At 59.6% G+C, this 22,625-nt stretch carries 21 protein-coding genes; 7 read left to right on the top strand and 14 right to left on the bottom strand.

From position 1 onward, the window contains the following. Nucleotides 1–13: 13 nt before the first annotated feature. From paaZ to IPP95_03015, 9 genes are all read right to left on the bottom strand, one after another. Entirely contained in the window at nt 14–2,107 is a 2,094-nt protein-coding gene (paaZ, locus tag IPP95_03055) for a phenylacetic acid degradation bifunctional protein PaaZ (protein QQS73225.1), read from the bottom strand. 172 nt (nt 2,108–2,279) lie between these two features. Beyond that, nucleotides 2,280–4,445, bottom strand: a complete 2,166-nt coding sequence (locus tag IPP95_03050) for a T9SS type A sorting domain-containing protein (GenBank protein QQS73224.1) — start codon at nt 4,443–4,445, stop codon at nt 2,280–2,282. 303 nt (nt 4,446–4,748) lie between these two features. Beyond that, the gene (locus IPP95_03045) at nt 4,749–5,087 is read right to left on the bottom strand and encodes a hypothetical protein (GenBank protein QQS73223.1); all 339 of its coding nucleotides are present in this window, start codon (nt 5,085–5,087) and stop codon (nt 4,749–4,751) included. A gap of 15 nt (nt 5,088–5,102) precedes the next feature. Continuing rightward, nucleotides 5,103–5,612, bottom strand: a complete 510-nt coding sequence (locus IPP95_03040; GenBank protein QQS73222.1) for a GNAT family N-acetyltransferase — start codon at nt 5,610–5,612, stop codon at nt 5,103–5,105. 222 nt (nt 5,613–5,834) lie between these two features. Beyond that, a complete protein-coding gene (locus IPP95_03035) occupies nt 5,835–6,908 on the bottom strand; it encodes a fatty acid desaturase (GenBank protein ID QQS73221.1) in 1,074 nt (357 codons plus the stop codon). Nucleotides 6,909–7,091: 183 nt separating this feature from the next. Next, on the bottom strand, nt 7,092–7,805 hold the full coding sequence (locus IPP95_03030; GenBank protein ID QQS73220.1) for an SAM-dependent methyltransferase: 714 nt from the start codon (nt 7,803–7,805) through the stop codon (nt 7,092–7,094). Continuing rightward, nucleotides 7,795–8,304 carry a low molecular weight phosphotyrosine protein phosphatase gene (locus IPP95_03025; GenBank protein QQS73219.1) on the bottom strand — a complete coding sequence of 170 codons (510 nt, stop codon included), beginning with the start codon at nt 8,302–8,304 and terminating at the stop codon, nt 7,795–7,797. The genes IPP95_03030 and IPP95_03025 overlap by 11 nt, the downstream gene beginning before the upstream one ends. Before the next feature lie 514 nt (nt 8,305–8,818). After that, entirely contained in the window at nt 8,819–10,129 is a 1,311-nt protein-coding gene (locus tag IPP95_03020) for a sensor histidine kinase (protein QQS73218.1), read from the bottom strand. Nucleotides 10,130–10,174: 45 nt separating this feature from the next. Continuing rightward, the gene (locus IPP95_03015; GenBank protein QQS73217.1) at nt 10,175–10,738 is read right to left on the bottom strand and encodes a hypothetical protein; all 564 of its coding nucleotides are present in this window, start codon (nt 10,736–10,738) and stop codon (nt 10,175–10,177) included. 112 nt (nt 10,739–10,850) lie between these two features. On the opposite strand from IPP95_03015, the gene IPP95_03010 reads away from it, so the two are divergent. Beyond that, nucleotides 10,851–11,801: an NYN domain-containing protein gene (locus IPP95_03010; GenBank protein QQS73216.1), complete on the top strand. Its 951-nt coding sequence runs from the start codon at nt 10,851–10,853 to the stop codon at nt 11,799–11,801. 15 nt (nt 11,802–11,816) lie between these two features. On the opposite strand, the gene IPP95_03005 is transcribed toward IPP95_03010, so the two are convergent. From IPP95_03005 to IPP95_02985, 5 genes are all read right to left on the bottom strand, one after another. Continuing rightward, nucleotides 11,817–12,530: a HAMP domain-containing histidine kinase gene (locus IPP95_03005; protein QQS73215.1), complete on the bottom strand. Its 714-nt coding sequence runs from the start codon at nt 12,528–12,530 to the stop codon at nt 11,817–11,819. After that, nucleotides 12,523–12,891 (bottom strand): response regulator, encoded by a 369-nt coding sequence (locus IPP95_03000; protein ID QQS73214.1) that lies wholly within the window; start codon nt 12,889–12,891, stop codon nt 12,523–12,525. Before IPP95_03000 ends, IPP95_03005 begins: the two co-directional genes overlap by 8 nt. Beyond that, nucleotides 12,888–13,334, bottom strand: coding sequence for a response regulator (locus IPP95_02995; GenBank protein QQS73213.1), 447 nt, complete (start codon nt 13,332–13,334; stop codon nt 12,888–12,890). Before IPP95_02995 ends, IPP95_03000 begins: the two co-directional genes overlap by 4 nt. Nucleotides 13,335–13,575: 241 nt before the next feature. Beyond that, complete coding sequence (locus tag IPP95_02990) at nt 13,576–15,306, bottom strand: cation:proton antiporter (GenBank protein ID QQS73212.1); 1,731 nt, start codon at nt 15,304–15,306, stop codon at nt 13,576–13,578. Nucleotides 15,307–15,464: 158 nt separating this feature from the next. Next, nucleotides 15,465–16,058 (bottom strand): transferase hexapeptide repeat family protein, encoded by a 594-nt coding sequence (locus IPP95_02985; protein ID QQS74179.1) that lies wholly within the window; start codon nt 16,056–16,058, stop codon nt 15,465–15,467. Nucleotides 16,059–16,289: 231 nt separating this feature from the next. Here IPP95_02985 and IPP95_02980 point away from each other — a divergent pair, with 231 nt between their 5' ends. The 6 genes from IPP95_02980 to IPP95_02955 all read left to right on the top strand — a co-directional run bounded on the left by IPP95_02980 (nt 16,290) and on the right by IPP95_02955 (nt 22,592). Next, on the top strand, nt 16,290–16,937 hold the full coding sequence (locus tag IPP95_02980; GenBank protein QQS73211.1) for a DUF47 family protein: 648 nt from the start codon (nt 16,290–16,292) through the stop codon (nt 16,935–16,937). Nucleotides 16,938–17,095: 158 nt separating this feature from the next. Beyond that, nucleotides 17,096–18,496 carry an inorganic phosphate transporter gene (locus tag IPP95_02975; protein QQS73210.1) on the top strand — a complete coding sequence of 467 codons (1,401 nt, stop codon included), beginning with the start codon at nt 17,096–17,098 and terminating at the stop codon, nt 18,494–18,496. A gap of 113 nt (nt 18,497–18,609) precedes the next feature. Further along, entirely contained in the window at nt 18,610–18,933 is a 324-nt protein-coding gene (locus IPP95_02970; protein QQS73209.1) for a hypothetical protein, read from the top strand. Between the two features lie 115 nt (nt 18,934–19,048). Beyond that, nucleotides 19,049–20,668 (top strand): SulP family inorganic anion transporter, encoded by a 1,620-nt coding sequence (locus tag IPP95_02965; GenBank protein ID QQS73208.1) that lies wholly within the window; start codon nt 19,049–19,051, stop codon nt 20,666–20,668. Then, nucleotides 20,665–21,321, top strand: coding sequence for a carbonic anhydrase (locus IPP95_02960; GenBank protein QQS73207.1), 657 nt, complete (start codon nt 20,665–20,667; stop codon nt 21,319–21,321). The genes IPP95_02965 and IPP95_02960 overlap by 4 nt, the downstream gene beginning before the upstream one ends. 86 nt (nt 21,322–21,407) lie before the next feature. After that, nucleotides 21,408–22,592 (top strand): glucose-1-phosphate thymidylyltransferase, encoded by a 1,185-nt coding sequence (locus IPP95_02955; GenBank protein QQS73206.1) that lies wholly within the window; start codon nt 21,408–21,410, stop codon nt 22,590–22,592. The last annotated feature ends 33 nt before the right edge of the window (nt 22,593–22,625 follow it).

The raw sequence follows: 22,625 nt of genomic DNA, 5'->3' as shown, positions 1-22,625 counted from the left end.
AAAGCGAGTTTGTTCATTCTTGATCCAACTTCCTCACCATCGTCAAGATCGTAGCAATGGCCACGGTCTCGCCGGTCTCATCCACCACATCCACCAGGAACTTCACGATGCCCGTGGCGATGTCCGAGCCCTTGGGTGAGTCGGCGGTCTTGGGCTTCTTCTCCTGGTCCACCTTTTCCTTCACGGTGAACTTCACTTGGATGGTAGAACCCGGATAAACAGGCTTGGTGAAGCGCGCTTCCTCGATGCCGTAGTTGAGCAGCACGGGCCCTTTCGGCGGATCAACGAACAAGCCCGCAGCACGCGATAGGATGAAATAGCCGTGCGCCACGCGACCGGTGAAGACGGTGCCGTCGAGGGCATCGGCATCCATGTGGGCGTAGAACTTGTCGCCGCTGAGGTCCGCGAAGTTGTCGATGTCGTCCAGCGTCACCAAGTGTTTTTCGGTGAGGAGGGTATCGCCCACGTGCAGCTCTTCGAAGTGCATGCGGAAGGGATGCTTTTTGGTGATGGTGGGCTTGGCACCCTGCTGGTATTGCTGCGTTAGCGCGGTGATGGTGGTGGGGCTGCCTTGGATGGCGGTGCGTTGCAGGTAGTGCAGCACGCCACGCTTGCCGCCCATCTCCTCGCCGCCACCGGCACGTCCGGGACCGCCGTGTACCAGTGTGGCCAGTGGCGAACCGTGGCCGGTGTTCTCCTTCGCCATGTCGCGGTTGATCACGAGCATGCGGCCGTGGTGGCTGGCGGCGCCCCACACGAATTGCTGCGCCACCTTGTCATCGTACGTGGCGATGCTGGCGCAGAGGCTGCCCTTGCCGAGCTTGGTAAGGGCCACGGCCTCGTCGATGTCGGTGTAGGGCATCAGCGTGCTCACCGGTCCGAAGGCTTCGATGTTGTGGCACTGTTGGTTCTTCCACGGGTCGCTGTTCAGCAGCAGGATGGGGCTCATGAAGGCACCCTTGTCGGCATCGGCACCGCTCACGTTCACGTGTTCGGGATCGCCGTACACCAGTTCGCTGCCTTCCATCAGCTTGGCGAGCTGCTCGCGCACTTCGCGCAGTTGCGTAGGTCCGGCGAGGGCACCCATAGTAATGCGCACCTGCCTGCCGTCAGGCATGGCACCTTCGGCACGCGGGTCGCCGATCACGGTGCCGCCGAGGCGTTTGCCCAAGGCGATCTGCACATCCTCCACCAAGTTCTCGGGCACCATGATGCGCCGCGCGCCGGTGCAGCGCTGGCCGCACTTCAGCGTCATTTCCTTGCCCACTTCCTTAATGAAGAGCGTGAACTCGTCGGTATCCGGGGTGGCATCGGGACCGAGCACGATGCTGTTCAAACTATCGGCCTCCATGTTGAAGGGCACGCTCTCGGCGATGATGCGCGGGTGTGCTTTAAGCATTTGGCCCGTGGTGGCGCTACCGGTGAAGGTGACGACATCCTGGCTCTCGACATGATCCAACAGATCACCGGCGGAACCGACGATGAGTTGCAACGCGCCTTCGGGCAGGATCTTGCTTTCGATGATGGCCTTCACCATGCTCTCGGTAAGGAAACTGGTGACGGTGGCGGGTTTCACCACCGCGGGCATCCCGGCCATCCAGTTCACGGCGCACTTTTCCAGCATGCCCCAAATAGGGAAGTTGAACGCGTTGATGTGTACCGCGACGCCTTCCTTTGGCACCATGATGTGGTGGCCCATGAAAGTGCCGGTGCGGCTGGTGAGCACGGGCGGACCGTCCACATAGAAGGGCATGTTGCCGAGCTGTTTCCGCAAGCTCGCATTGGCGAACACATTGCCGATGCCGCCTTCGATATCCACCCAGCTATCGGCCTTGGTGGCGCCGGTCTTGTAGCTCACTTGGTAGAACTCGTCCTTGCGATCCATAAGGTACATGGCGAGTGTCTTCAGCATAAGCCCGCGTTCCGGGAAGGTCATTTTGCGCAGGGGAGGGCCGCCGACCTCACGGGCGTAGTGGAGCATGGCACCAAAATCGAGTCCGCCGCTGCTGGTGGTGGCGATGAGTTCGCCGGTGCTGGCATCCGTGAGTTCGGCTTGTTTGCCGGTACCGGCAACCCACTGGCCGGCGATGTAGTTGTGTAGTTGCATTGGTGGCGAAGTTAACCGTGGCCACAGGTTGTTAATGGACTCCAATGGACTCGGATGGACGGGCCGATGGCATCCGTCCATCCGAGTCCAATAAAGTCCATTGGCCAGCCCTCCGTTGAATGGACAACTGCTTGCGTTGAAAATGCTGCCGCGGTCCAAAGCGGACTTGGCACTATTCCTTCACGAACCGTTGGCGGGTGGTGCTGCCATCACCATGGCTGCCAATGAGCACATACATCCCGGCTTTCAGGCCCGAAATGTGCAGGTCGCCGCTCTTCCCTTGAACCGGCTGCTGCAATACGAGCCTACCGTCCGTTGCGACCACCTTCACTCTGATGAGTTCTTGTGTACTGGTGAAATGGAGCACGTCGCGCACCGGGACAGGGGAGAGCAACAAGCCTTCCGGCAGGCTGCGGCCAGTGATGCCCGTGCTGAATTCAGCCGTCAACACGCTCGGGTCGGTGATCACCGGCGGGTTGAAGTCGAAGAAGATGTTGGCGGTGTTGCTGATCGCGGTGCCGGCCGTGAGCGGCAGGCGGGGCCGTATCCGGAAGGAGACGAAACCGTGGCTCTTCAATTCATTCACGTTGCTGTCCGGCAATTGGATGTTGTCGAACGCCCAGCGCAACACATGGCCTTCCGTGATCGAGACCGAATCGACATGCGATGAAGCCCCGAGCTCCAACGTGCCCAGGTCGAGTTCCAGCGGGATGGTGTCGGTGATCACCACGTTAAAGGCGGTGTCCGTGCCCGTGTTCTGGAAGCGGATGGTGTAGTCGACCCATTCATCAAGGTCGAGGTAGTACAGGTCAGTGCTTGACCGGGTGGAAGTGGTCGCGACCTTCTCATTCGGGTCGTATGCCCCCGTGATCGTCACGGGCAATTGCACGGTGTTGTTGGTGGGATCCGCATCGGTGTTCGCCGTGGTGACCGTGGCCGTATTGACCAAGGTGGTACCAAGCAGGTTGATATCCGGCGCAACCTGCAAATACACCGTTAGGTAGCGCTGCTCGAAAGCACCCAATGAATTTTGGTCCCAAGTAATGGTGTTCCCCACAACGGTTCCTGCGGGTTCCGAGCTCACAAAACTGAATGCAGGATCGAAGGTGAACACGGTGGAGGTGTTGCCGGTGGCGGCGGGTGTGAGGTTCGTTAGCCTTAGTCCCAACATGAACGGGAAGCCGGGCCGCGCGGGGCTGTGCTCCCCGGTGATCTTTGCATCCAAGGCCACAAGGCTGGTATCAGCCAGATCAACACCGGTAATGATCCCCGTGATATTGAACGGGATCGGTGCGCCGAAGCAATGCTCCGCAACGGTGGAGCCAAGTTGCTGCACGGTGAAATTGCCGATCGGAAGGTTCAATGAATAGTTCCCGTGTGAATTGGAGAACGCATAATAGGGGCCGGGAAGCACCTCCAGCAAGGCGCCCGGCACTCGGGTTTCACCTGCTTGCGCGGTACAATCCGCATCGTAGTCCATGTATACATTGCCGCTCACATTTCCACAACTGTTGCCGAGGTCCGGCACGTTCACCAGGAGGGAATCATAACAACCGAAACCGGATTGCGTGATGTAGGCCCCACCGCGCAGGATGATCCAGTGGTCACCGGATGCAAGGCCTGTAGCGGTTTGCGTCAATGTTCCGCTACCGGATCTCGTCCCGTCCGGATAGTCTACGCCGTAATCAACTTCCTGTTGGTGCCCCTCCTCGCCGACAGAATAGGTGATGCTGCCGTTGTTGCCACCGGAACAGCTGCCCTGCACGTCCAGCACGGTCACTTCCGGCAATTCCAGCGGCCAGCCACAGTAGGCACTCATCGTGCCGGTGCAACCGTTCCCGTCCTCAAAGGGCAACGGAACGAATTGCCCATAGAACTGGCTTTCGGGACTTTCGAAATGCTTGAAATACACCCCGTCCGGCGTTACCTCCATCATCTGCCCGTCCACGTAATACGGAGGTGGCCCAAAAATGAATGGACCGCCATTCGGGGAGAAAGACACGGTCCACGATCCATTGCACAATCCCGAGTGATTGATGGCGGAGGTGGTGAGCGCGTAACCTTGGGCCGTGAGGTCGATCTGGTCGGTGGCCTGGTCGCTATTAAGATCGGTCACCGTTACGGAATACGTGCCGGGCAGTAGGCCGTTGATGTCCGCCGTGGTTTCCCCGCCCGGGCTCCACAAGTACGTGTATGGCCCAACTCCTCCACTCGCGTAGGCGGACAAGCTCCCGGTGGCGATCGAACAGAGCGGTTGAACGTTCGCGTAGATGTAGACCGTTACAGCGTTCGCCTGCAGGTACGCAGCGAGGAAGGTGAGGAGTAGTGATGTTCTCATTGGTGCGGTCAAGTGGTGGAACTTGGGTGCCAAACAAAAGTAGGACTGTGGGCCAAGCAAAATACGCATGGCCGACCCTAAGACGGCCAAGGCGATATTGGGTTGTCTTTCCGCCTTGTGGGCTGCTTGCCGGCATCCCTCACGCGGCATTCCGCCCGTGTTCGAACTTCTGGAACTGTCCGATAAGGAACTCGCGGTTCTGGACGGGCACCATCGGCCCGTTCATCCGGGTCGGTTAAAGTCCATTGGCGTACCCCAAGGGTGAATGGCCAGAAGGCAGGCCAAGCTTAATGGCATCACCGTTCAGCCCGCCAACCGCCACGCCATCCCCAGCAGCACCACCGCCATGATCACCGTGTAGATCTCCTTATTGTATTGCGCCAACCAGAGCGGGAGGTAGATGTCGAAATTGGCCTTGTCGGATCCCGAATACCGGCGGGCCACCACGGTCAACGGGCAGGACCAGCGGAAGAGGAGCAGGGCCAGCACTTCCAACCCCACAATCCCCAAGCCGGTCCAGAACCAGCGGTCGATGCGGTCGGCGAACACGGCATAGAGCAGATAGAAGATCACGATGTTGAAGAAGATCCAGATCGCGGTGTGCAGGACCTTGATGGCGGTGAGCTTCGTGGATGGGCCCATGTCGGCGGCTGGGTTTTAGCTTCTTCGCACGGCGTAGATCAACTCATCCTCCACGCGGCCGTTCTTCAGGAAAGTGCCGACAAGCCGTACTTCCAGTGTGAATCCCGCTTTTTCGAGGACGCGTTGCGAGGCTGTGTTGCGGCCGTAAGGCCGGGCGAACACCCGGTGGATGGCAGGCAACAGCTCGAACGCACGGGCCGTGGCCTGCCGTATGGCATCGGTCATGATGCCTTTGCCGCGGTGCTCTTTGGCGATCCAGTAGCCTAACTCGGCATTGCGGCGGTACACGTCGCTTTGGGGGTGTACACCCACCGCCCCCACAGCCTCGCCGCCCACATCAATGGCCAACACCAGTGGCGGGTCTTGCGCCATGAAGCGTTGGAGAAAAGCCTTGCCGTGTTCCGAAGTGTATGGATGCGGGAATGCGTCCGTGAGGTTCTCCGCCACCGAAGGGTCATTGGCGTGCTTCACCAATGCGGGCAGGTCGTCCAATGTCCACGGCCGGAGCCTGAATGTGACAGCCATTTTTAGATTGGCATTGCTCTTTCAATGCGTAAAACTATTCCTTGCCCGGCCAGGCCCGCTCATGGAGAGGCGAAATGAAGTGGGGATAAGACAAGTCAACGGTGCGGGCAGGTAGCCAATGGGCTGGGATGGACGGGTGCCTTTGGCCCGTCCATCCCGGTCCATTAAGTCCATTTGCGACCCGCCAGTGTTGAATGGAATAGCTGGTCAACAACCCTCCGACTACGCCGCCAAGGCCACCCCTTCAGCCTTTGGGAAAGGGACCGGCGCCATGCGATGCCTCAGGTGGGCGATCACCTCCGCGTCATCCTTGAACACACCGCCCACGTTGACGAAATGGTCCGCCAAGGTGTCGTAGCGCTTGCGCATCAGCAGGATGAAAATGTCCAGGAAATTCAGCCCGGCGAAGACCACCGAGCGGTTCTGGGCGAACTCGTCCAGATGCTCACGGAAGTACGTGGGATGCTCCGTCCAGTGCAGGGTGGGGTTGATGTGATGGCTGATGTGGTAGCCGTCGTTCCAGCACTTGTGATTGAACTTCACGTTGATGCAGGTGATGCTGTTGCGGTAGTCGTTCGCTGGCTGCTCCGGGCAGATGAAGGTGTGCTGCACCCAGTTGCCTGCCATGGCCACCAAGCGGAAGGCGAGGAAGGGCAGGATGAAGACCACCAGCGTGGCCTGCCAGTTCACGAAGCAGAGTGCGGTGCAGAAGGCGATGAAGAGCATTTCCCCGCGCACCGTGCGCCAGCCCAGTTTTTTGCTGCGCTTGGTGAAGTGGTACACCGCCAGCGTATAGATGCCGGTGAAGAGGAAGGTGAGGAAGTAGCGGGTGAAGTGCGCCCCGGAATCACGCTGGTAGGGCATGGTGCTGCTCTCGTCCTCCTCCATGTTGTTCTCCACGTGGTGCATGCCGATGTGGTGTGCGAAGTAGGTCTCCGGCGATTGGCCGAAGAACGGGGCGAGCACCCAGGGGATCAGGTAGTTCAGCGCACCGTACTGTGTGCGGAACAAGGGCCGGTGGCTGGAGCAATGCAGCATCAGGCCGAAGGGTCCTTTGTAGGTCACGTTGTTCACGAACAGATAGACCGCGGCAATGGCTATCCAAGCCCAGCCCGTGACGAAAGGCAGGAAGAGCAGCACGGCCAAAGGCACGATGCTGAAGCTGACCTTTCGGATGAGGTGGACGAACGGCAGATCGCGCTTGTCGTTGATCAGCCGAAGGAAGAAACGGTCCATGCGACCCACCACCTGTGGCTCGATATAACCGGGATCGGTGTTCAGCGGAAGTGCGATCATGCGATGGTGAGGCAAGAATTGAAGATGCGGCTACCAGCGGAGGATGGTGCCAGCATCCGTAGCGTCGACCCAGTGGGTCGACCGATAGGATGAGACAGAATGGTCCTAGCGTGGTGCCGATCGATGTAACGGGTGAAAGGTAGGCGGAACCGCCCGCTGCTATCCGTAACACCTTGCCCGAGGCTAACCTTCACCGCTCAGGATAAAGACACAAGGCCGCTTACCCAAGGCGGGCACGGACTTGCGCCAAGCTGCTACGCTTCGGGTGATGGCGCTGCCACCGGGCTGTTCCAGGTCGATGGCCAAGCAAAGCCGGCTGTTGCCCGTACAGGTGGAAAGCAGGTCCGCGAGCAGGGCGTCGTTGCGATAGGGCGTCTCAATGAAAAGCTGGGCGCCGCCCGTGCGCTGGGCTTCTTGCTCCAGCTTTTTGATCTGCTGCTTGCGCTGCGCGGTCTCCCGGGGCAGGTATCCGTGGAAGGTGAAGTGCTGCCCGTTCATGCCCGAGGCCGCCAAGGCCAGCAGGAGCGAGGATGGCCCGGTGAGCGGCACCACGGAAATGCCGCGCCGATGGGCTTCGGCCACCAAGCGCGCCCCGGGGTCCGCGATGCAGGGCATGCCCGCCTCGCTGATGATCGCCGCATCGCGTGTGCCCAGCAGGATCCCGAATTCCGTGATCTCCGCCGCAGTGCTGTCCTTGTTCAACAGATGCAGCTCGATCGCATCAAGGTCGATGGTCTTCGACATCCTGCGCAGCATCCGGCGGGCGGTGCGCTCGTTCTCGCAGAAGAAGAGCTTCACGTGCTCCGCGATGGCGATGTTCGCCGGTGGCAGCAGCTCCGTGCCACCTTCATCGCCGAGCCACACGGGCAATAGGTAGAGCGCGCCTTCAGCCTTCATGTTCGATCTCGTCAAGCAGTGCGTCCATCGCCTCCTGCAGCATATCGTGTACAGGCCCGAAGCCTTCGCTGCCGCCGAACCACGGGTCGGGCACGTCGCTGCCGGGCCGGTCCGACGACCAGTCCAACATCAGGCGGGCTTTCGCAGCGTGACTGTCGGAAGGGGAGAGCCGCTGCATGTCCTTCAGGTTGTAGCGGTCCATCGCCAGCAGCAGGTCGAAGCGCTCGAAATCCGCACGGGTGAAGAGCCGGGCGCGAAGGTCGCTGATGTCCATACCATGCTTGCGCATCTCCGCCTGTGCACGCGGGTCCGGTGCTTGGCCCAGGTGTGAATTGCCCGTGCCTGCGGAATCGGTCTGGATGTCCAGCCCGCGCTGCTTGGCCATTTCGCGCAGCAGCCCTTCCGCCATGGGCGAGCGGCAGATGTTGCCGAGGCAGACGAGGAGGATCTTTTTCGCTTGAAACGCCGAAGCCTGGCGAAGGCGTTGGGGTGAAGACATGGTGCAAAGAACCGGTATCCGCGGGGAAGATGGAAAACAGATGACGCTGAAAGAGGGATGCTCGCTGAGGTGCCAAGCACGTGTGTGATGTACATTCGGTGATCGGACCTCTTCGGGTGAAGTCCGAAGACTTCACGAAGAAGCATGGATGACCGCTTTGTACATCTTCCACAAGTCGCCCCGGCTGTTCATGTTGGAACGCAGAGTTTGGTTGGCCGGGAGGACTTACGGCAGCGGTGGGAAGTCCGAAGACTTCACGAAGAAGCATGGATGAACGCTTTGTACATCTTCCACAAGTCGCCCCATCTGTTCATGTTGGAACGCAGAGTTTGGTTGGCCGGGAGGACTTACGGCAGCGGTGGGAAGTCCGAAGACTTCACGAAGAAGCATGGATGAACGCTTTGTACATCTTCCACAAGTCGCCCCAGCTGGTCATGTTGGAACGCAAGGCTTGGTTGGCCGGGAAGACTTACGGCAGCGGTGTCTTGTAGTGGGAGCATGGTGGTGGAGTAGCTCACGCCCGCCTGCGCACCTCCGCCTCCGGCGCCGATCGCAGCTCGTAGACCATGCCCGGTCCGGGTTGCAGGTCCATGGTGCCGTTCAATTGTCCGGCCAAGGTCTGGATCAGTTCCATGCCTAAACTGTTCGGCTTTTCCCATTTGCCATGGTCGGGGATGCCCACGCCGTCGTCGCCCACGCGGAGGTGGAGGCCGCCTTCCTCGGTGCCGCTGAGGTGTACGATGATGGTGCCTTCCTCGCGTCCGGTGAAGGCGTGCTTGAAGCTGTTGCTGATCACCTCGTTGAGCAGCAGCCCGAGCGGGGTGAGCGTGTCCACGCCCAAGGTCTTCACCTGGATGTCCACGTCCATGTGGAGCTTCAGGCGGATGTTGTAGGCGGAGACGAGGTCGCGGATCAGGCTGTTGAGGTAGTTGCCCACGTCGATGTTCGCGAGGTCCTTGCTCATGTAGGTCTGCTCATGCACCAAGGCCATGGCGCCCACGCGGTTCACGCATTCATTGAAGAGCTCCATGGTGCGTGGGTCGCTCACCTTGTCGGTCTGGAAGCGGATCAGGCTGCGGACGATCTGCAGGTTGTTCTTCACCCGGTGGTGGATCTCCTTCAGCATCACCTCCTTTTCCTCTTTGCTCAGCATCGTTTCGCGCAGGTCCCGGTTGCTGCGCTCCAGCTCCGCGCCGGTGCGTGCGAGCAGTTCGGAGCGCTCGTGGGTGCGGGCGAGCAGCTTGGCCACATAACCCACCAACACGGCGCAGATCATGGCGAAAAGGCTGGCCAGGCCGAGGAGCCATTGGGCTTCGCTCCATTGGCCGCTCAGGGCCACGGTCTCCTTGCCCAACCCGTCCTGTTGCACGGCGCGCACGGTGTTCTCCACATGGCCACGTGCGCGCTGCGCCATCAGGCTGAACACCGCATTGCTCATTTCAGCCGCTTGGGGTTCGTTCCTGTTGCGTTCGGCCTCCCAGTGCAGCGAATCGCATGCGGCCAGGTCACGGGCCAGCCGGGTCTTAAGCCCGGCGATGCCGAATGCTTCATCCATGCCATGGAGCTCGCTGGCCGTCACGGCCCGGGTGCTCGCCAATTGGCCTGTCCAGTCACGCCCGGCGTAACGGATGTCATAGGCATGGGCTTGTACGAGTTCGTCGATCGAAGCGTTCACCCTGCCAAGGCCGTCCAGCAGTGCCACCTGCTGGTCCAGTCGGTGCTGGATCGTCGCCGTACGGGACATCAGGCCGAGGTCCCAAACGGTGAACAGGGCGGCCAGGGCCACGGCCGCCAAGGGAATGAAACGCCAGATGGAGGTTTTCACGGGTGCTTAGTTATGCCCCGTTCAACGCAGCGAAGCGCGGAAGCGTTACCGCATCGGCCCCGCGGCGCGCCGCATGGCGGAGGAAAAGCGCTTCATCACATCGCCGATGTGAGCCGTGGCCTGCGCCCGCATGTCCGCATGCAGGCGTTCCGCCGAGCCTTTGCTGACGCCGGGGACCGGCTCCTCCGGGCGGTTCCCCGTATAGATCGTGCCCAGGTCGATCGCTCCACTGGGGGCGTTCCGGTTGCCGGTATGCGACAAATGGCTGATCCGTACCTGGCATTGGCCGTTTTCCGTCTGGATGGTGATATTGTAGTTGATCACGCCCATCGACCCCAGCCGGCTCCCGAGCTGGGCACTGCGGTAGTTCACCCGGGCCACCCCTTCGATCCGGTTGTTGGAGGTGTCCCTATCGGTGAGCTTTGCACCGGGTTCCTGCCCGAAGGAAAATTCCCACGCGTCCACCGCAGCGGCATAGATCTGGGCCTTGGAGAGGGGAAGCGCTACGGCCTCGGTGATCACCAGCGGTCGCGGTCCGTCAAGCCCTGAAGTTTGCGGCATCGCCCGCACTACACAGGCGAGCAGCAGCAGGGTGAGGGCGGCGCGCATGGCCGAAAGTTAGCGGCCAAGCGCCCGTGGCCATGTGAAATATCGTCAAGTGCGGATCCCGGAAAAGGTGATGGCCAATACCTTAGCGGTCCACCAGATCATTTATTTGACCATGAATTCAGATCATCCACGCAATCCGGCGCTCAAGGTGGGCGTCTTCTATGACGGCAGTTATTTCACCCATGTGAGCAACTATTACAACTACGTCCATCCGCATCATCGCAGGCTTCACATCGGCGGGGTCCATGAGTTCATCAAGCACATGGTCTCCGAACGGGAGGGAACGCCCCCGAGCCTCTGCCACATCATCGATGCCCACTTCTTCCGGGGCCGGTTCAGCGCGAAGGACGCCAACGAAAAGACCAATCAGCTTTACTACGACCGCGTGTTCGACGATGTGTTGATGTACAACGGCGTGCAGACGCACTACCTGCCCGTGAAGGACCTGATGGGCCGCAAGCGGGAAAAGGGCATCGACGTGCTGATGGCGCTGGAGACCTTCGAGCTCTGCATGCACAAACGGTACGACGTGGTCGCGCTCATCGCCAGTGACGGGGACCACGTGCCCCTGGTCCGCAAGCTGCACGCCTTGGGCTGCAAGACCATGTTGCTCGGTTGGGATTTTGAATACACGGATGAGACCACGGGCGAACAACAGACCACCAAGACCAGCACGGACCTATGGAACGCGGTGAGCTATCCGCTGGAAATGGCCCACATGGTGGAGGAAGGCCTGCGCGATGACGACGAAGTGGTGCGCGACATGTTCGTGCTGAAGGAATCGGTCCCGCGCGATCACGATATCGACAGGCCCTTGGTCAGCATGTCCGACTACCCTGATGATGAACGCTACACCGGCGAGGTGATGAGCCTGCACAACGGCTACGGCTTCATCCGCTTCCCGGACAACAATGTGTTCTTCCTGCACGACGACCTGGAGGAGGTTGATTTCACTGAACTTTCAGTGGGCTTCATGCTGGAGTTCAATGTGGCCATGAACAGCCGGGGCCAACGTGTGGCAAAGCATATTTCACGCCCTGCCGTCGAACAAAATCCGGAGTAGTTCCCAATAAGCCGGTCAGCCTCTCGGAAGGCGTACGGAGAAGCTGCACCCTCTTCCGGTGCCGGAGCATGCTGCCGTCAGGTCACCACCATGGGCCTCGGCCCACTGCTTGGCCCTTGCCAACGTGCTTCTGGCCTGGGATTCCCCATCGGTGCTCCGTGACGACAGGATCGCATAGCGCGTGAAGACCTCCTGCAGGTCCTCTTCCGTGAGACCAACGCCTTGGTCCTTGACCTCCACTAATACATCGCCAGCGTTGCACTTGGCGGTCACCTCGATGGTCGATCCTTTGGGCGAGAATTTGCTGGCGTTGGAGAGCAGGGCCTCGAACAGTTGTTCCAGAACTTGCCGATCCCCGTCCATGGTGATCGCATCGTCCGCTTGGAAGCTCACGTGCTGGTTCTTTTTCTCTGTGCGGAAAGCGACGTTCCCGATGCATTGCTCCAAGAGGCCTTTCAGTTCGACCGGGGCGCGGTGCAGCTTGGAAATGCCGCGTGGCACGGAGAAATCGTCCATCAGGCCCTCCAGTTCACGTGCGCCGTTGAAGTAGTTCTTCTCGGCCATTGCCAGTAGCTGTGCCCGCTCCGGGCCTTCCGGCAGGTCGTGCAACATGGCCGCGGCCTGCCACAGGCTACCGAGCCGGTTCTTCAAAGCATGGGAGAACCGGTGCAGCCGCTCATCGCGCAAAGGCGCGTTGCACGGGTCGAACGGTGCCTGTTCGTCATGCATCCCCGCGCATGATGCGGTGGAGCACCTGGTTCAGCCCGTCCGGGTCGATCGGCTTCAAAAGGTAGTGGCACCCACCAAGGTTCTTGATGCCGTCCACGATCTCCGGCCTGTTGCTCGCGGTGAGGAAGATGATCGGGAGCTTGTCGGTATGGCGGATCTCACGCGCCAGATCCAGTCCCGTCTTTTCCCCTTTCAGGTAGACGTCCATCATGATGGCGTCGGGATGTTCCTGCTGCATCAATTGTTCAGCCTCCGCCGTGCTGGAGGCGCTGCCGGTCACCTCGAACCCCATCTGTTCCAATTGCAGGCGGTATCCGAAGGAGATGATGGCCTCGTCCTCGATGATCAGTATCTTTTTCATGGGTTCTGCGGAGCTTGGTTGCGTTGGGCATGCTCGTTGGCGATGCGGTTGAATTCTTCAGGTGTGAGGGGCTTCTCGATGTATTCTCTGACACAACGGACATTGCGGGCCATTTCCATGTCCACCGGGCGATTGCTGCTGGAGCACATCACAACGGTGGTCATGCCGCACTCGATCAATGTTCCCTGCTCGCAATTTTTCAGGAATTCGAAGCCATCGGTGGAGGGCATGTTGATGTCCACCAGCAGCAGGTCGGGTTTCTCATTGCTGCTTCGGAGATGCTCCATCGCCTCATGCGGGTCCAGGAATGCTGAAAGCCGGCCTTTGAACCCGGCCTTTTTCAGCATCAACCGTGTGATCAGGTGGTAATCATCCTCATCGTCCACGATCATGACGTGCAACGGAGGGTTATCGGTAACGGTCATGCCGTGCGGGGTGTCCATGGCCGGTTCATACGCAGTGGTGCCACGGATGGTTATAGCCCCGGGCGGATCTCTGTCGCAACCAGGTTTGCGGGATGCGCCCAGTGTGCCAACCTTAAGTTGGTGGACTGAGGATTAGCCTCAATTTCTTCCTTATGCAAGGCGGAACATGCGCGGCGTAGCAGTCGCTACGGCGGATTGTTCCAACGCCGCAGAAGGGAGAAAGGGAGGTGAAGACAGTTCAGGATATACGGATGGCATACTAGCCAACCTTGGGGTCCTCCAATGCACTCTGCTGTAGCGTGCGCAGGTGGGCCCTTACCTCCTGGATCCCATTTTCCGGAGCTTGGTAGGCGCGCAAGGCCCGGTCCACCAACAGAAGGCTGGCCTCCAGGTCCTCGGAGATCACCTCGTCAGCCCCGGTGGCGTACAGGTCGGCCTCATCCGATGCAAAGCGCGAACGGACCACCAGCCGGGCCTTGGTATGGGCGCGGACATTCGCCACCACGCGCTTCGACTGCAGGCCGTCCGGAAGCGCAATCACCACCATCCGTGCCGTGCCTGCATGGGCCTTCTCCAACATGGAGCCTTGGGAAGCATCGCCCTGCACCGTGAGGATCCCGCGCTCCACCGCCAGCTGGGCCAGGTCCGGGTCTTCCTCCACCACGGCACAGCGCACTTTCATGCTTTGCGCGGCCAACGCCACGTTCTGCCCGTTCAACCCGAAACCGATGATCAACAGATGGTCGTTCAAGCCCGGATGATCGGCCTGCTGTGGTTCCGAGCCGACGTTCAACAAGGAGTCCAAAGCTTCACCCGTGCGTGGCAGGAGGTGGTTGAAAGTGCCACCCGCGATGCGGTTCGAGCGCGCCATCACCACCGGTGTGGCGGCCATGGTGATGATGGAAACGGCAAGGAACAACTGGTGGTGGTCCGGTGAAAGCAGGCCGTACCCGATCCCGGAAAGCGCCAGTACGAAAGAGAATTCACCCACTTGAAAAAGCGCCAGCCCGCACTGTAGGGCCGTACGCACCGGACGGCGGAGCAGCCATACGGCAAGGAAACCCGCCAAGGTCTTGCCGGCCATCACCAGTAACGCCAGTCCGAGCACGGTGAAAGGGGTGGAGACGAACAAGCCGGGGTCCACCAACATGCCGATGCTGACGAAAAAGAAGCTCATGAACAACTGATGGAACGGCTGCACAATGCCCGAAGCATGATGCACCTGATCAGTGCCGCTGATGATGAGTCCGGCGAAAAATGCGCCTAAGGCAAGGGAAAGGCCGAGCGCGGAAGTACCCCAGGCCGCCGCGAAGCACAACAGCACCACGGTGATGATGAAGAGTTCCTTGTTGCGCCCCTTGGACACCATGCGAAGGAGGCGCGGCACCGCCCAGCGGCCGCTGACGTAGACCACCGAGACGAGCAGCAGCACCTTGCCGAGCAGCAGTAGCAGGTCGCCGCCGATATCACCGCTCTTGCCCGCCAACATGGGCATCACCAGCATCATCGGCACCACGAGGATGTCCTGAAAGATGAGGATCGCCGAGGTGACGCGGCCTACCGGAGAATCCAAACGGCCTTTTTCCTGCAGTACCCGCAGCACGATGGCCGTGCTGCTGAGCGTGACCAGAAAGCCGATGAACACCGCAGCCGGAAGGCCCATGCCCCAAAGCGTACAGACACCCGTGGTGATCGCAATGGTGAACAGGGCCTGCAAAGTTCCCCCGACGAACACCATGACGCCGATGGTCGAGAGCTCCTTCAGGCTGAAGCCCATCCCGATCACGAAGAGCAGGAACACCATACCGAACTCCGCCAGTTCGTTCACCGTCTCGGCCTCGTCCACCCAGCCCAGCATGTGCGGCCCAGCGATCATGCCCGCGATGATGAAGCCCAGCACGCCGGGCATCTTCAGCCGCCGGAACAGCAGGATGATGCCCACCGCCAGGGCGAGTACCACTACCAATTCCTTGTAAAGTCCGTCCTGCATGTCACTTGTTGGTGGGCGGTCCTGCGACTGTCACAGGCATCACGGAACGGGCCTGCTAACAGATGCCGCGAATTTCCATGCCACAGGTCAGGTGAAGCACACGCCTTCGTTCATTCGGCGAACGACCACCTGTTGATCCGGCGGTCAGAGCACAGCGTTCACTCCTTCGTCTCGTTCCAAGTGCGATAGTTCGCCGAGATAGGTGGCCGGTCCGCTGGGACCTCGCGCAAGGGTTCACAGGCTTCCAAAGTGGCATGCAATTCCTTCGGAAGGCCTTGGTACAGCTTCGTGCCCTCGGTCTTCCACTTGATCATCGCATCGCTCACATCCTTCACGGCCCGTGCCGGATTGCCCACGATCACCTTCCTACGCTCCCAAACGGAATCCGCTGGAAGGAAAGCCAAGGCTCCTACAATACACTCATCCCCGAGTTCAACACGGTCCATCAGCACCGCGTTCATGCCCACCATGCAGTTACGCCCCACGTGTGCACCATGGATGATCGCGCCATGGCCGATGTGCGCACTTTCCTCCAAGCGCACGGTGATGCCGGGGAACATGTGAATGGTGCAGTTCTCTTGCACGTTGCAGCCGTCAGCGACGATGATCTCGCCCCAATCGCCTCGCAAGGCGGCACCGGGTCCGATATAGACATCCTTGCCAATGATGACGTTGCCGGTGACGGCTGCCAAGGGATGCACAAAGGCCGTGGGATGGACCACGGGCCGGTAACCGTTGAAGGAGTACGTCATGTCGGGCGTCGGATCGATGAATATCACGAAAACGTGGAAGGAGGAAAAGGTAAAGGAGGGTATGCGAACTTAGGGAGGTTGCGCGAACCGTGTTGTGAAGGGTCCACAAGCGTGAAGCGCCCCGAACCTGCTATGGGCAGGGCCCTTCAGCGTTACCATTGCGTTAAGTTCAATTTGGGTCGAGCTTTCCCGTCCGGTTCGGCTACATTTGGCCGCGACAAGCAAGCCACCATGTTCATAGGAGCCTTCTTCCGCCTGTTCAAGCCCAAGGATCGGGTGTTTTTCCACCACTTTGAGGCTTCCGCAGCGAATGTGCTGAAGATGAGCGAGGACCTGATGCTGATCATGGCATCGGAACCGGGAGCGCATCGCACCGCCTTGCTGGAAAGGCTGGTTTTGCAGGAACGCGCCAATGATGATCTGACGCACACCATCTTCAAGGAGTTGGCGCGGAACTTCATCACGCCCATCGACCGGGAGGACATTCATTCCTTGGCTGGCAGCTTGGACGATGTGGCGGACTACATCCTCGCCAGTGCAAAGAATCTGGAGCTTTTCCACATCAATAAACCGGATGAGACCTGTCGGGAGTTGGCACGCCTGGTGAACGAAGGGGCGAAGATCGTCCAGATGGCCGTGCATCATCTTCGCGACCTGAACAAACCCAACGCCCACCACCAGTTCGTGATCGATGTGAACAGCATGGAGAACGAGGCTGACGAGGTCTTCGACGCGGCCATCGAGCAGCTTTTCGCCCACGAGAAGGATGCCATCCACGTCATCAAGATGCGTGATACCTATATGATGCTGGAATCGGCCACCGACAAATGCGAGGACGTGGCGAACGTGATCGAATCGATCATGCTCAAGTACGCTTAAATGCAAGGTTTGTTTTTTGGCCGCAGAGACGCTGAGGCGCAGAGAAGTGTGTTGAGAATGGTAAGTGGCGAGGCCGCTGCCAACTGCCACTGCCAACTGTTCCCGGCAATTCCTCCGCGCCTCCGCGTCTCTGCGGTTTGTTCATACCGCATTACTGAATGAGCCTCTTGGTCGTCATCATCATCCTCGCCTTGGTGTTCGATTACATCAACGGCTTCCATGATGCGGCCAACTCCATCGCCACGGTGGTCAGTACCAAGGTGCTAACCCCGTTCCAGGCCGTGATGTGGGCTGCGATGTTCAATTTCGCGGCCTTTTTCATCTTCAAGGACCACGCGGTGGCCAATACCATCAGCAAAACCGTCCATCAGGAGTTCATTACCCTGCCGGTGATCCTCAGCGGACTGGTCGCCGCGATCATCTGGAACCTGCTCACCTGGTGGTACGGCATCCCCAGCAGCAGCTCCCACACCTTGATCGGCGGCTTCGCCGGTGCGGCGCTCACACATGCCTTTTCCACACAGAACGGAGTGTCGGTCGCATCGGTGGTGGAGATGGGCATGATCATGAAGATCGTCGCCTTCATCTTTCTTGCTCCGTTGTTGGGCATGGCCATCAGCATGTTCGTTTCTCTGGTCACCTTAGTGGAGAACACCTGGTACCGGGTGAGCCTCATCGTGCTCACGTCCATCTTCACTTGGTTCTTGTTCATCCACCTGCAGGAGAATAAGATGCAGGACAACATCGCCGGTGTGTTGCAAGTGAACACGCTTCAGGAACAGGTGCTGATGGACCCGGCTTTTACTGCGGACTACGAAGAGGCTTCCCGGCAATTGGACGAGGCAACACCCTTGTTGGCACTCTATCCGAACATCGGTGCGGAAGGCGTGGCCAAGCGGATCATTCATGACGTGGCACCCGCACTGGATCAAGATAAGCTCACCAAGGCCATCGCCAAAGGGGACAACAGTTACATCCGCTACGGCATGATGCTGTTCTCGCTGATCTTCATTCTCACCTATCTCTACGTAGAGAAGATCAGAACTCCCAATGCATTCAGCATGGCCAAGATGTTCAAACGACTGCAGCTCTTGTCGTCCGCAGCGATAAGCATCGGTCATGGTGGCAACGATGCGCAAAAGGTCATGGGCATCATCGCAGCCGCGTTGATCGCCGGAGGGGAGATCCAGGACTTCAAGGACATGCCCACTTGGGTGCCCTTGGCGTGCTATACCGCTATTGCGTTGGGCACCATGAGCGGTGGCTGGAAGATCATCAAGACCATGGGGACGCGCATAACCAAAGTGACGCCGCTGGAAGGTGTGTGCGCCGAGAGCGGCGGGGCCATCACTCTGTACCTCACCGAGCAGATGGGCATCCCCGTGAGCACCACCCACACGATCACAGGCTCCATCATCGGGGTGGGGGCCACCAAGCGGCTCAGCGCCGTGCGCTGGGGCGTGACGATCCGCCTGCTTTGGGCTTGGATCATCACCATTCCGGTAAGCGCGGCCATCGCTGCGGTGGCGTATTGGATCTGCGTTGCGCTTGGTCTTTGAGGCCCCTTGAAGAACTATTTCAGCCAATATCAAGGTGGTCATTTGACTTTTTTAGGATCCTCCGGTCCTGCACCTGCTGAAACTGTTCCCGTTGAATTTCGTAAATTCGCGCAGTGAAAAAAGCAGCAACTATCGGTTTCAACTTGTACTTCATGGCCTTGGCCATGTTGTTCAGCAGCTTGCTGTTGAGCACCGCCGTGCTGCCCACAGTGATGAGCGTTTCCTACGGGAAGGCCATTGCGGCACCGGTTCCGGTTGAAGAAGAGCAAATGCACGGACGGGATCTGCAAAAGTCTGCCGCGCATCAGCATTCCGAATGGGATGGCTCAGCGGTCTGTATGCGCGAAAAGATGCGCGCCAGCTTCCGCCACAGCGACGAGGCCGTGCCTTCCGGTCCCATCAGTGACGTGCCTTTGCAGCCGCCGAAGCGGTCGTAGCCCCGACACCCGCGAGGTGTCTTCTGCCAGTCTGTGAAGCGTATCCACCGGGACCCGGTGCGCACTTGGCTTGGCCTTTGGCGGGTCCCCGCACAACCGTTTCATTTTTCATTTCATGAACAACCTTTTTGGGTCCGTAAAACGTGACCTTCCCGCATCCATCGTTGTCTTTCTTGTGGCCGTGCCGCTGTGTCTCGGCATTGCGCTTGCTTCTGGTGCGCCGCCTTTCGCAGGTCTTCTCGCAGGTGTCATTGGCGGTCTCGTCGTAGGTGCGGCCAGCGGGTCGCAGCTGGGCGTTTCCGGCCCTGCCGCGGGCCTCGCAGCCATCGTGCTCACCAGTGTGGCGGCGCTTGGCTCGTTCCAGCTCTTTCTGCTCGCCGTGTTGTTGGCAGGGATCATTCAGTTCCTTATGGGCCTGGCGCGCGGCGGCGTCATCGCCTATTTCTTTCCCTCGGCGGTGATCAAAGGAATGTTGGCCGGCATCGGCATCTTCATCGCCCTCACCCAGTTCCCCCATGCTTTCGGGCATGACAAGGAGCGGGCCACGGATTCCGTGGTGCCCCGTGCGGAGGGCGGTGTATTCGGCGACCTCGTGAACATGTTCGCCGCGCCACATTTCGGTGCGTTGATCATTGCTGCTGCCTGCTTTGCCGTGTTGTTGCTCTGGGAAAGTCCCTCGATCAAGCGGAACAAGGTTCTATCCATGGTGCCAGGCCCCTTGTTGGCTGTGATCATCGGTATCACCTTGGCAGCGTTGGGCGGAATAGTGCCGCTCTTGTCCTTGTCGGCTAACCACTTTGTGCAGTTGCCGGATCTTTCCGGTGTTTCACTCGGATCGCTTTTCCCGGGCCCGGACTGGAGCGGTATCTCCAACATGCAAGTGTGGACCACCGCGCTCACTCTGGCACTGGTCGCCAGCTTAGAGACCTTGCTCTCCGTTGAAGCGGCGGACAAGCTCGATCCCCAGAAGCGCGAAACACCGAAGAACCGCGAATTGATGGCACAAGGATTCGGTAACGTGGTCGCGGGTCTTCTCGGCGCACTGCCGGTGACGCAGGTGATCGTGCGCAGTTCCGCGAACGTGCAGTCCGGCGGACGCACAAAGCTTTCCGGAATGCTACATGGCCTTTGGGTGCTGGTGGCGGTGCTTCTCTTTCCGACGCTGCTCGGCATGATCCCCTTGGCCGCGTTGGCCGCGATCCTCGTGCAGGTGGGCTTCAAACTGGCCAGGCCCGCACTCTTCACGGAGATGTGGCAAGGCGGCTGGACACGGTTCACCCCCTTCCTCGTTACGGTGCTCGGCGTGGTCTTCCTCGACCTGCTGAAAGGCGTGGGACTTGGCATGGCCGTCGCGCTTTTCATCATCCTGCGGAACAACTACAAAGTGCCCTTCCACCTCTTGGAGCGCTCGGTGTCGCCTGGAGAGCCGGTGCGTCTCGCCTTGGGCGAAGAAGCGAGTTTTCTCAACAAGGCCAGCATCCAACGTACACTGGCCGAACTGCCGACGGGCTCGCACATCATTATCGATGTGAGCCGCACGGTAAGGCTGGACCCGGATATCCACGAGATCCTTACCGATGGTCAAACACGCGCAAAGAACAAGGGCTCCATTGTGGAGATCATCGGGATCGACGCGCACAGAAGACATCGTGTGGCGGCATGGCTGAGCGTCAAACATGTTCGGGAGACCTTCCATTTTGTCTCTTCCACCCCAGTAGATCCGGCACGACCATGAACGCACAGACCAAAGAAAGCCGTGCGCCATTGGTACCGGCCGATGCATTGCGTATCCTGATCGAAGGGAACGAACGATTCCAAAAGAACCACAAGGCCAACCGCGACCTGCGTCTTCAAGTTGAACAGACCTCCGAAGGCCAATTTCCGCTTGCGGTAGTGCTGAGCTGCATGGATTCGCGCACCAGCACCGAACTTGTCTTTGATCAAGGGTTGGGCGACATCTTCAGCATCCGTATCGCAGGGAACATAGTCAGCGATGACATCCTCGGCAGCATCGAATATGCCGTGGCGGTGGCCGGCGTGAAGCTCGTGGTGGTGCTCGGCCATACCCGCTGTGGGGCCATTGCCGGCGCTTGTTCCGATGTGCGGCTTGGTAACCTCACCGGCATGCTGGAGAAGATCAAACCTTCCATCGGCCGTGCCGCGCCGTTGAACGGCGATCCGCAGGCTTGGATGGACCGGGTGGCCGCGGCCAATGTTTGCGCCTCCATCGATGCGATCCTCGACCGCAGCCCGGAGGTGAAGCGCCTTATGGATTCGGGCGAGGTCGGGCTTGCAGGAGCGATGTACAATGTCAGTTCCGGCGCAGTGGAGATCATGAACGCTTGTGAGCATGTGCAGAAGGCCGCGCCCACTGCGGGGCCGCTGTAGTAAATGAGCGGCCTATTAGGAACGAAAGACCCCGGATTTTCCGGGGTCTTTCGTTTCACCGGCAAAAGTGTGGCGATCTTCGCGCCATGGCCATCTTACTTTCTGACGCCGGGTTGCACAAGCACCTTTTGCCATTGACCTATACGCGGCCTGTAGGGGCTTTGAGCGCAGGCATCTTCACGATCGCGGGAACTTGGGAACGCTTGGTGGACATGCCCGTTGGCTTTCTCACCGAGTCTTACCTACAGGCCAAATTCCCGGCGGTGAAGGCCGATCGCGTCTTCGAGGTCCATGGCGGCCTACTGCCCACGGAGGCCTTAGCAGGAGCAGTGGTCGATCTGGAGCCCGGCCAAGTATTGCTGAAGCACGGCAAGCCATTGGCCTTCTGTTTGGAAGGCGCCTCACACACGTCGGAAGGGCATTGGGCCGTACCTCCCACTTTTCTGGCACAAGTGGAGTTCAAAGGAGAAGTGCTCGTGATCGAACGTCCTTGGCATCTTTTCCAACATTGCGCAACGGCCATCACGAACGACTTCGCCCTGCTGACGGAAGGCCGCCGCAGTGCGCCCCTCAGCGCATTGAACACGGTGATCGGCGACCCGAAGTTGGTTTTTCTGGAGGAAGGAGCGAAGGCGGAGGCCAGCATCTTCAACACCACGAACGGCCCCATTTGGATCGGAAAGGACGCTGAGGTGATGGAGGGCTGTATGATCCGAGGTCCGTTCGCCTTGGGCGACAATGCCCAATTGAAAATGGGTGCGAAGATCTACGGTGCCTGCTCCTTCGGCCCGGAATGCCGGGTAGGCGGGGAAGTGAACAACAGTGTCATCCTCGGCTACAGCAACAAAGGCCATGATGGCTTTCTCGGCAATAGCGTGCTGGGCGAGTGGTGCAACTTGGGCGCGGACACCAACACCAGCAACCTCAAGAACACGTATGGCGAAGTGGCGGCATGGAGCTATGCCGATGAGACATTGGTCCATACCGGACAGCAATTCCTCGGTTTGGTCATGGGCGACCATGCCAAGAGCGGCATCAACACCATGTTCAACACCGGCACCGTGGCAGGCGTTTGCGCCAATGTGTTCGGCAGCGGCTTCGCTGCCAAACACATTCCCTCATTTTCGTGGGGCGAAAGTGAAGTATATGCGCTGGACAAGGCTTTCAGCACATGTGCGCGGGTCATGGACCGGCGCCATGTGCCCTTCACGGACGAGGACGAAAAGATCCTGCGCCATGTTTTCAACATGACGGAAGTCTTCCGGCGCTGACAACTTCGCAGACCCGTGCGGTCGGCATGGTCC

The sequence above is a fragment of the Flavobacteriales bacterium genome, assembly GCA_016700415.1.
Lineage (GTDB): Bacteria > Bacteroidota > Bacteroidia > Flavobacteriales_F > PHOS-HE28 > PHOS-HE28.
Note: the sequence above shows the minus strand (reverse complement) of the source record. Positions and strands in the feature narration are given on the sequence as shown.

What these genes read in the sequence shown, in the direction of transcription:
- paaZ (QQS73225.1), bottom strand. Translation starts at nt 2,107, where the DNA reads ATGCAACTACACAACTACATCGCCGGCCAGTGGGTTGCCGGTACCGGC.
- IPP95_03050 (QQS73224.1), bottom strand. Translation starts at nt 4,445, where the DNA reads ATGAGAACATCACTACTCCTCACCTTCCTCGCTGCGTACCTGCAGGCG.
- IPP95_03045 (QQS73223.1), bottom strand. Translation starts at nt 5,087, where the DNA reads ATGGGCCCATCCACGAAGCTCACCGCCATCAAGGTCCTGCACACCGCG.
- IPP95_03040 (QQS73222.1), bottom strand. Translation starts at nt 5,612, where the DNA reads ATGGCTGTCACATTCAGGCTCCGGCCGTGGACATTGGACGACCTGCCC.
- IPP95_03035 (QQS73221.1), bottom strand. Translation starts at nt 6,908, where the DNA reads ATGATCGCACTTCCGCTGAACACCGATCCCGGTTATATCGAGCCACAG.
- IPP95_03030 (QQS73220.1), bottom strand. Translation starts at nt 7,805, where the DNA reads ATGAAGGCTGAAGGCGCGCTCTACCTATTGCCCGTGTGGCTCGGCGAT.
- IPP95_03025 (QQS73219.1), bottom strand. Translation starts at nt 8,304, where the DNA reads ATGTCTTCACCCCAACGCCTTCGCCAGGCTTCGGCGTTTCAAGCGAAA.
- IPP95_03015 (QQS73217.1), bottom strand. Translation starts at nt 10,738, where the DNA reads ATGCGCGCCGCCCTCACCCTGCTGCTGCTCGCCTGTGTAGTGCGGGCG.
- IPP95_03010 (QQS73216.1), top strand. Translation starts at nt 10,851, where the DNA reads ATGAATTCAGATCATCCACGCAATCCGGCGCTCAAGGTGGGCGTCTTC.
- IPP95_03005 (QQS73215.1), bottom strand. Translation starts at nt 12,530, where the DNA reads ATGCATGACGAACAGGCACCGTTCGACCCGTGCAACGCGCCTTTGCGC.
- IPP95_03000 (QQS73214.1), bottom strand. Translation starts at nt 12,891, where the DNA reads ATGAAAAAGATACTGATCATCGAGGACGAGGCCATCATCTCCTTCGGA.
- IPP95_02995 (QQS73213.1), bottom strand. Translation starts at nt 13,334, where the DNA reads ATGGACACCCCGCACGGCATGACCGTTACCGATAACCCTCCGTTGCAC.
- IPP95_02990 (QQS73212.1), bottom strand. Translation starts at nt 15,306, where the DNA reads ATGCAGGACGGACTTTACAAGGAATTGGTAGTGGTACTCGCCCTGGCG.
- IPP95_02985 (QQS74179.1), bottom strand. Translation starts at nt 16,058, where the DNA reads ATGACGTACTCCTTCAACGGTTACCGGCCCGTGGTCCATCCCACGGCC.
- IPP95_02980 (QQS73211.1), top strand. Translation starts at nt 16,290, where the DNA reads ATGTTCATAGGAGCCTTCTTCCGCCTGTTCAAGCCCAAGGATCGGGTG.
- IPP95_02975 (QQS73210.1), top strand. Translation starts at nt 17,096, where the DNA reads ATGAGCCTCTTGGTCGTCATCATCATCCTCGCCTTGGTGTTCGATTAC.
- IPP95_02965 (QQS73208.1), top strand. Translation starts at nt 19,049, where the DNA reads ATGAACAACCTTTTTGGGTCCGTAAAACGTGACCTTCCCGCATCCATC.
- IPP95_02960 (QQS73207.1), top strand. Translation starts at nt 20,665, where the DNA reads ATGAACGCACAGACCAAAGAAAGCCGTGCGCCATTGGTACCGGCCGAT.
- IPP95_02955 (QQS73206.1), top strand. Translation starts at nt 21,408, where the DNA reads ATGGCCATCTTACTTTCTGACGCCGGGTTGCACAAGCACCTTTTGCCA.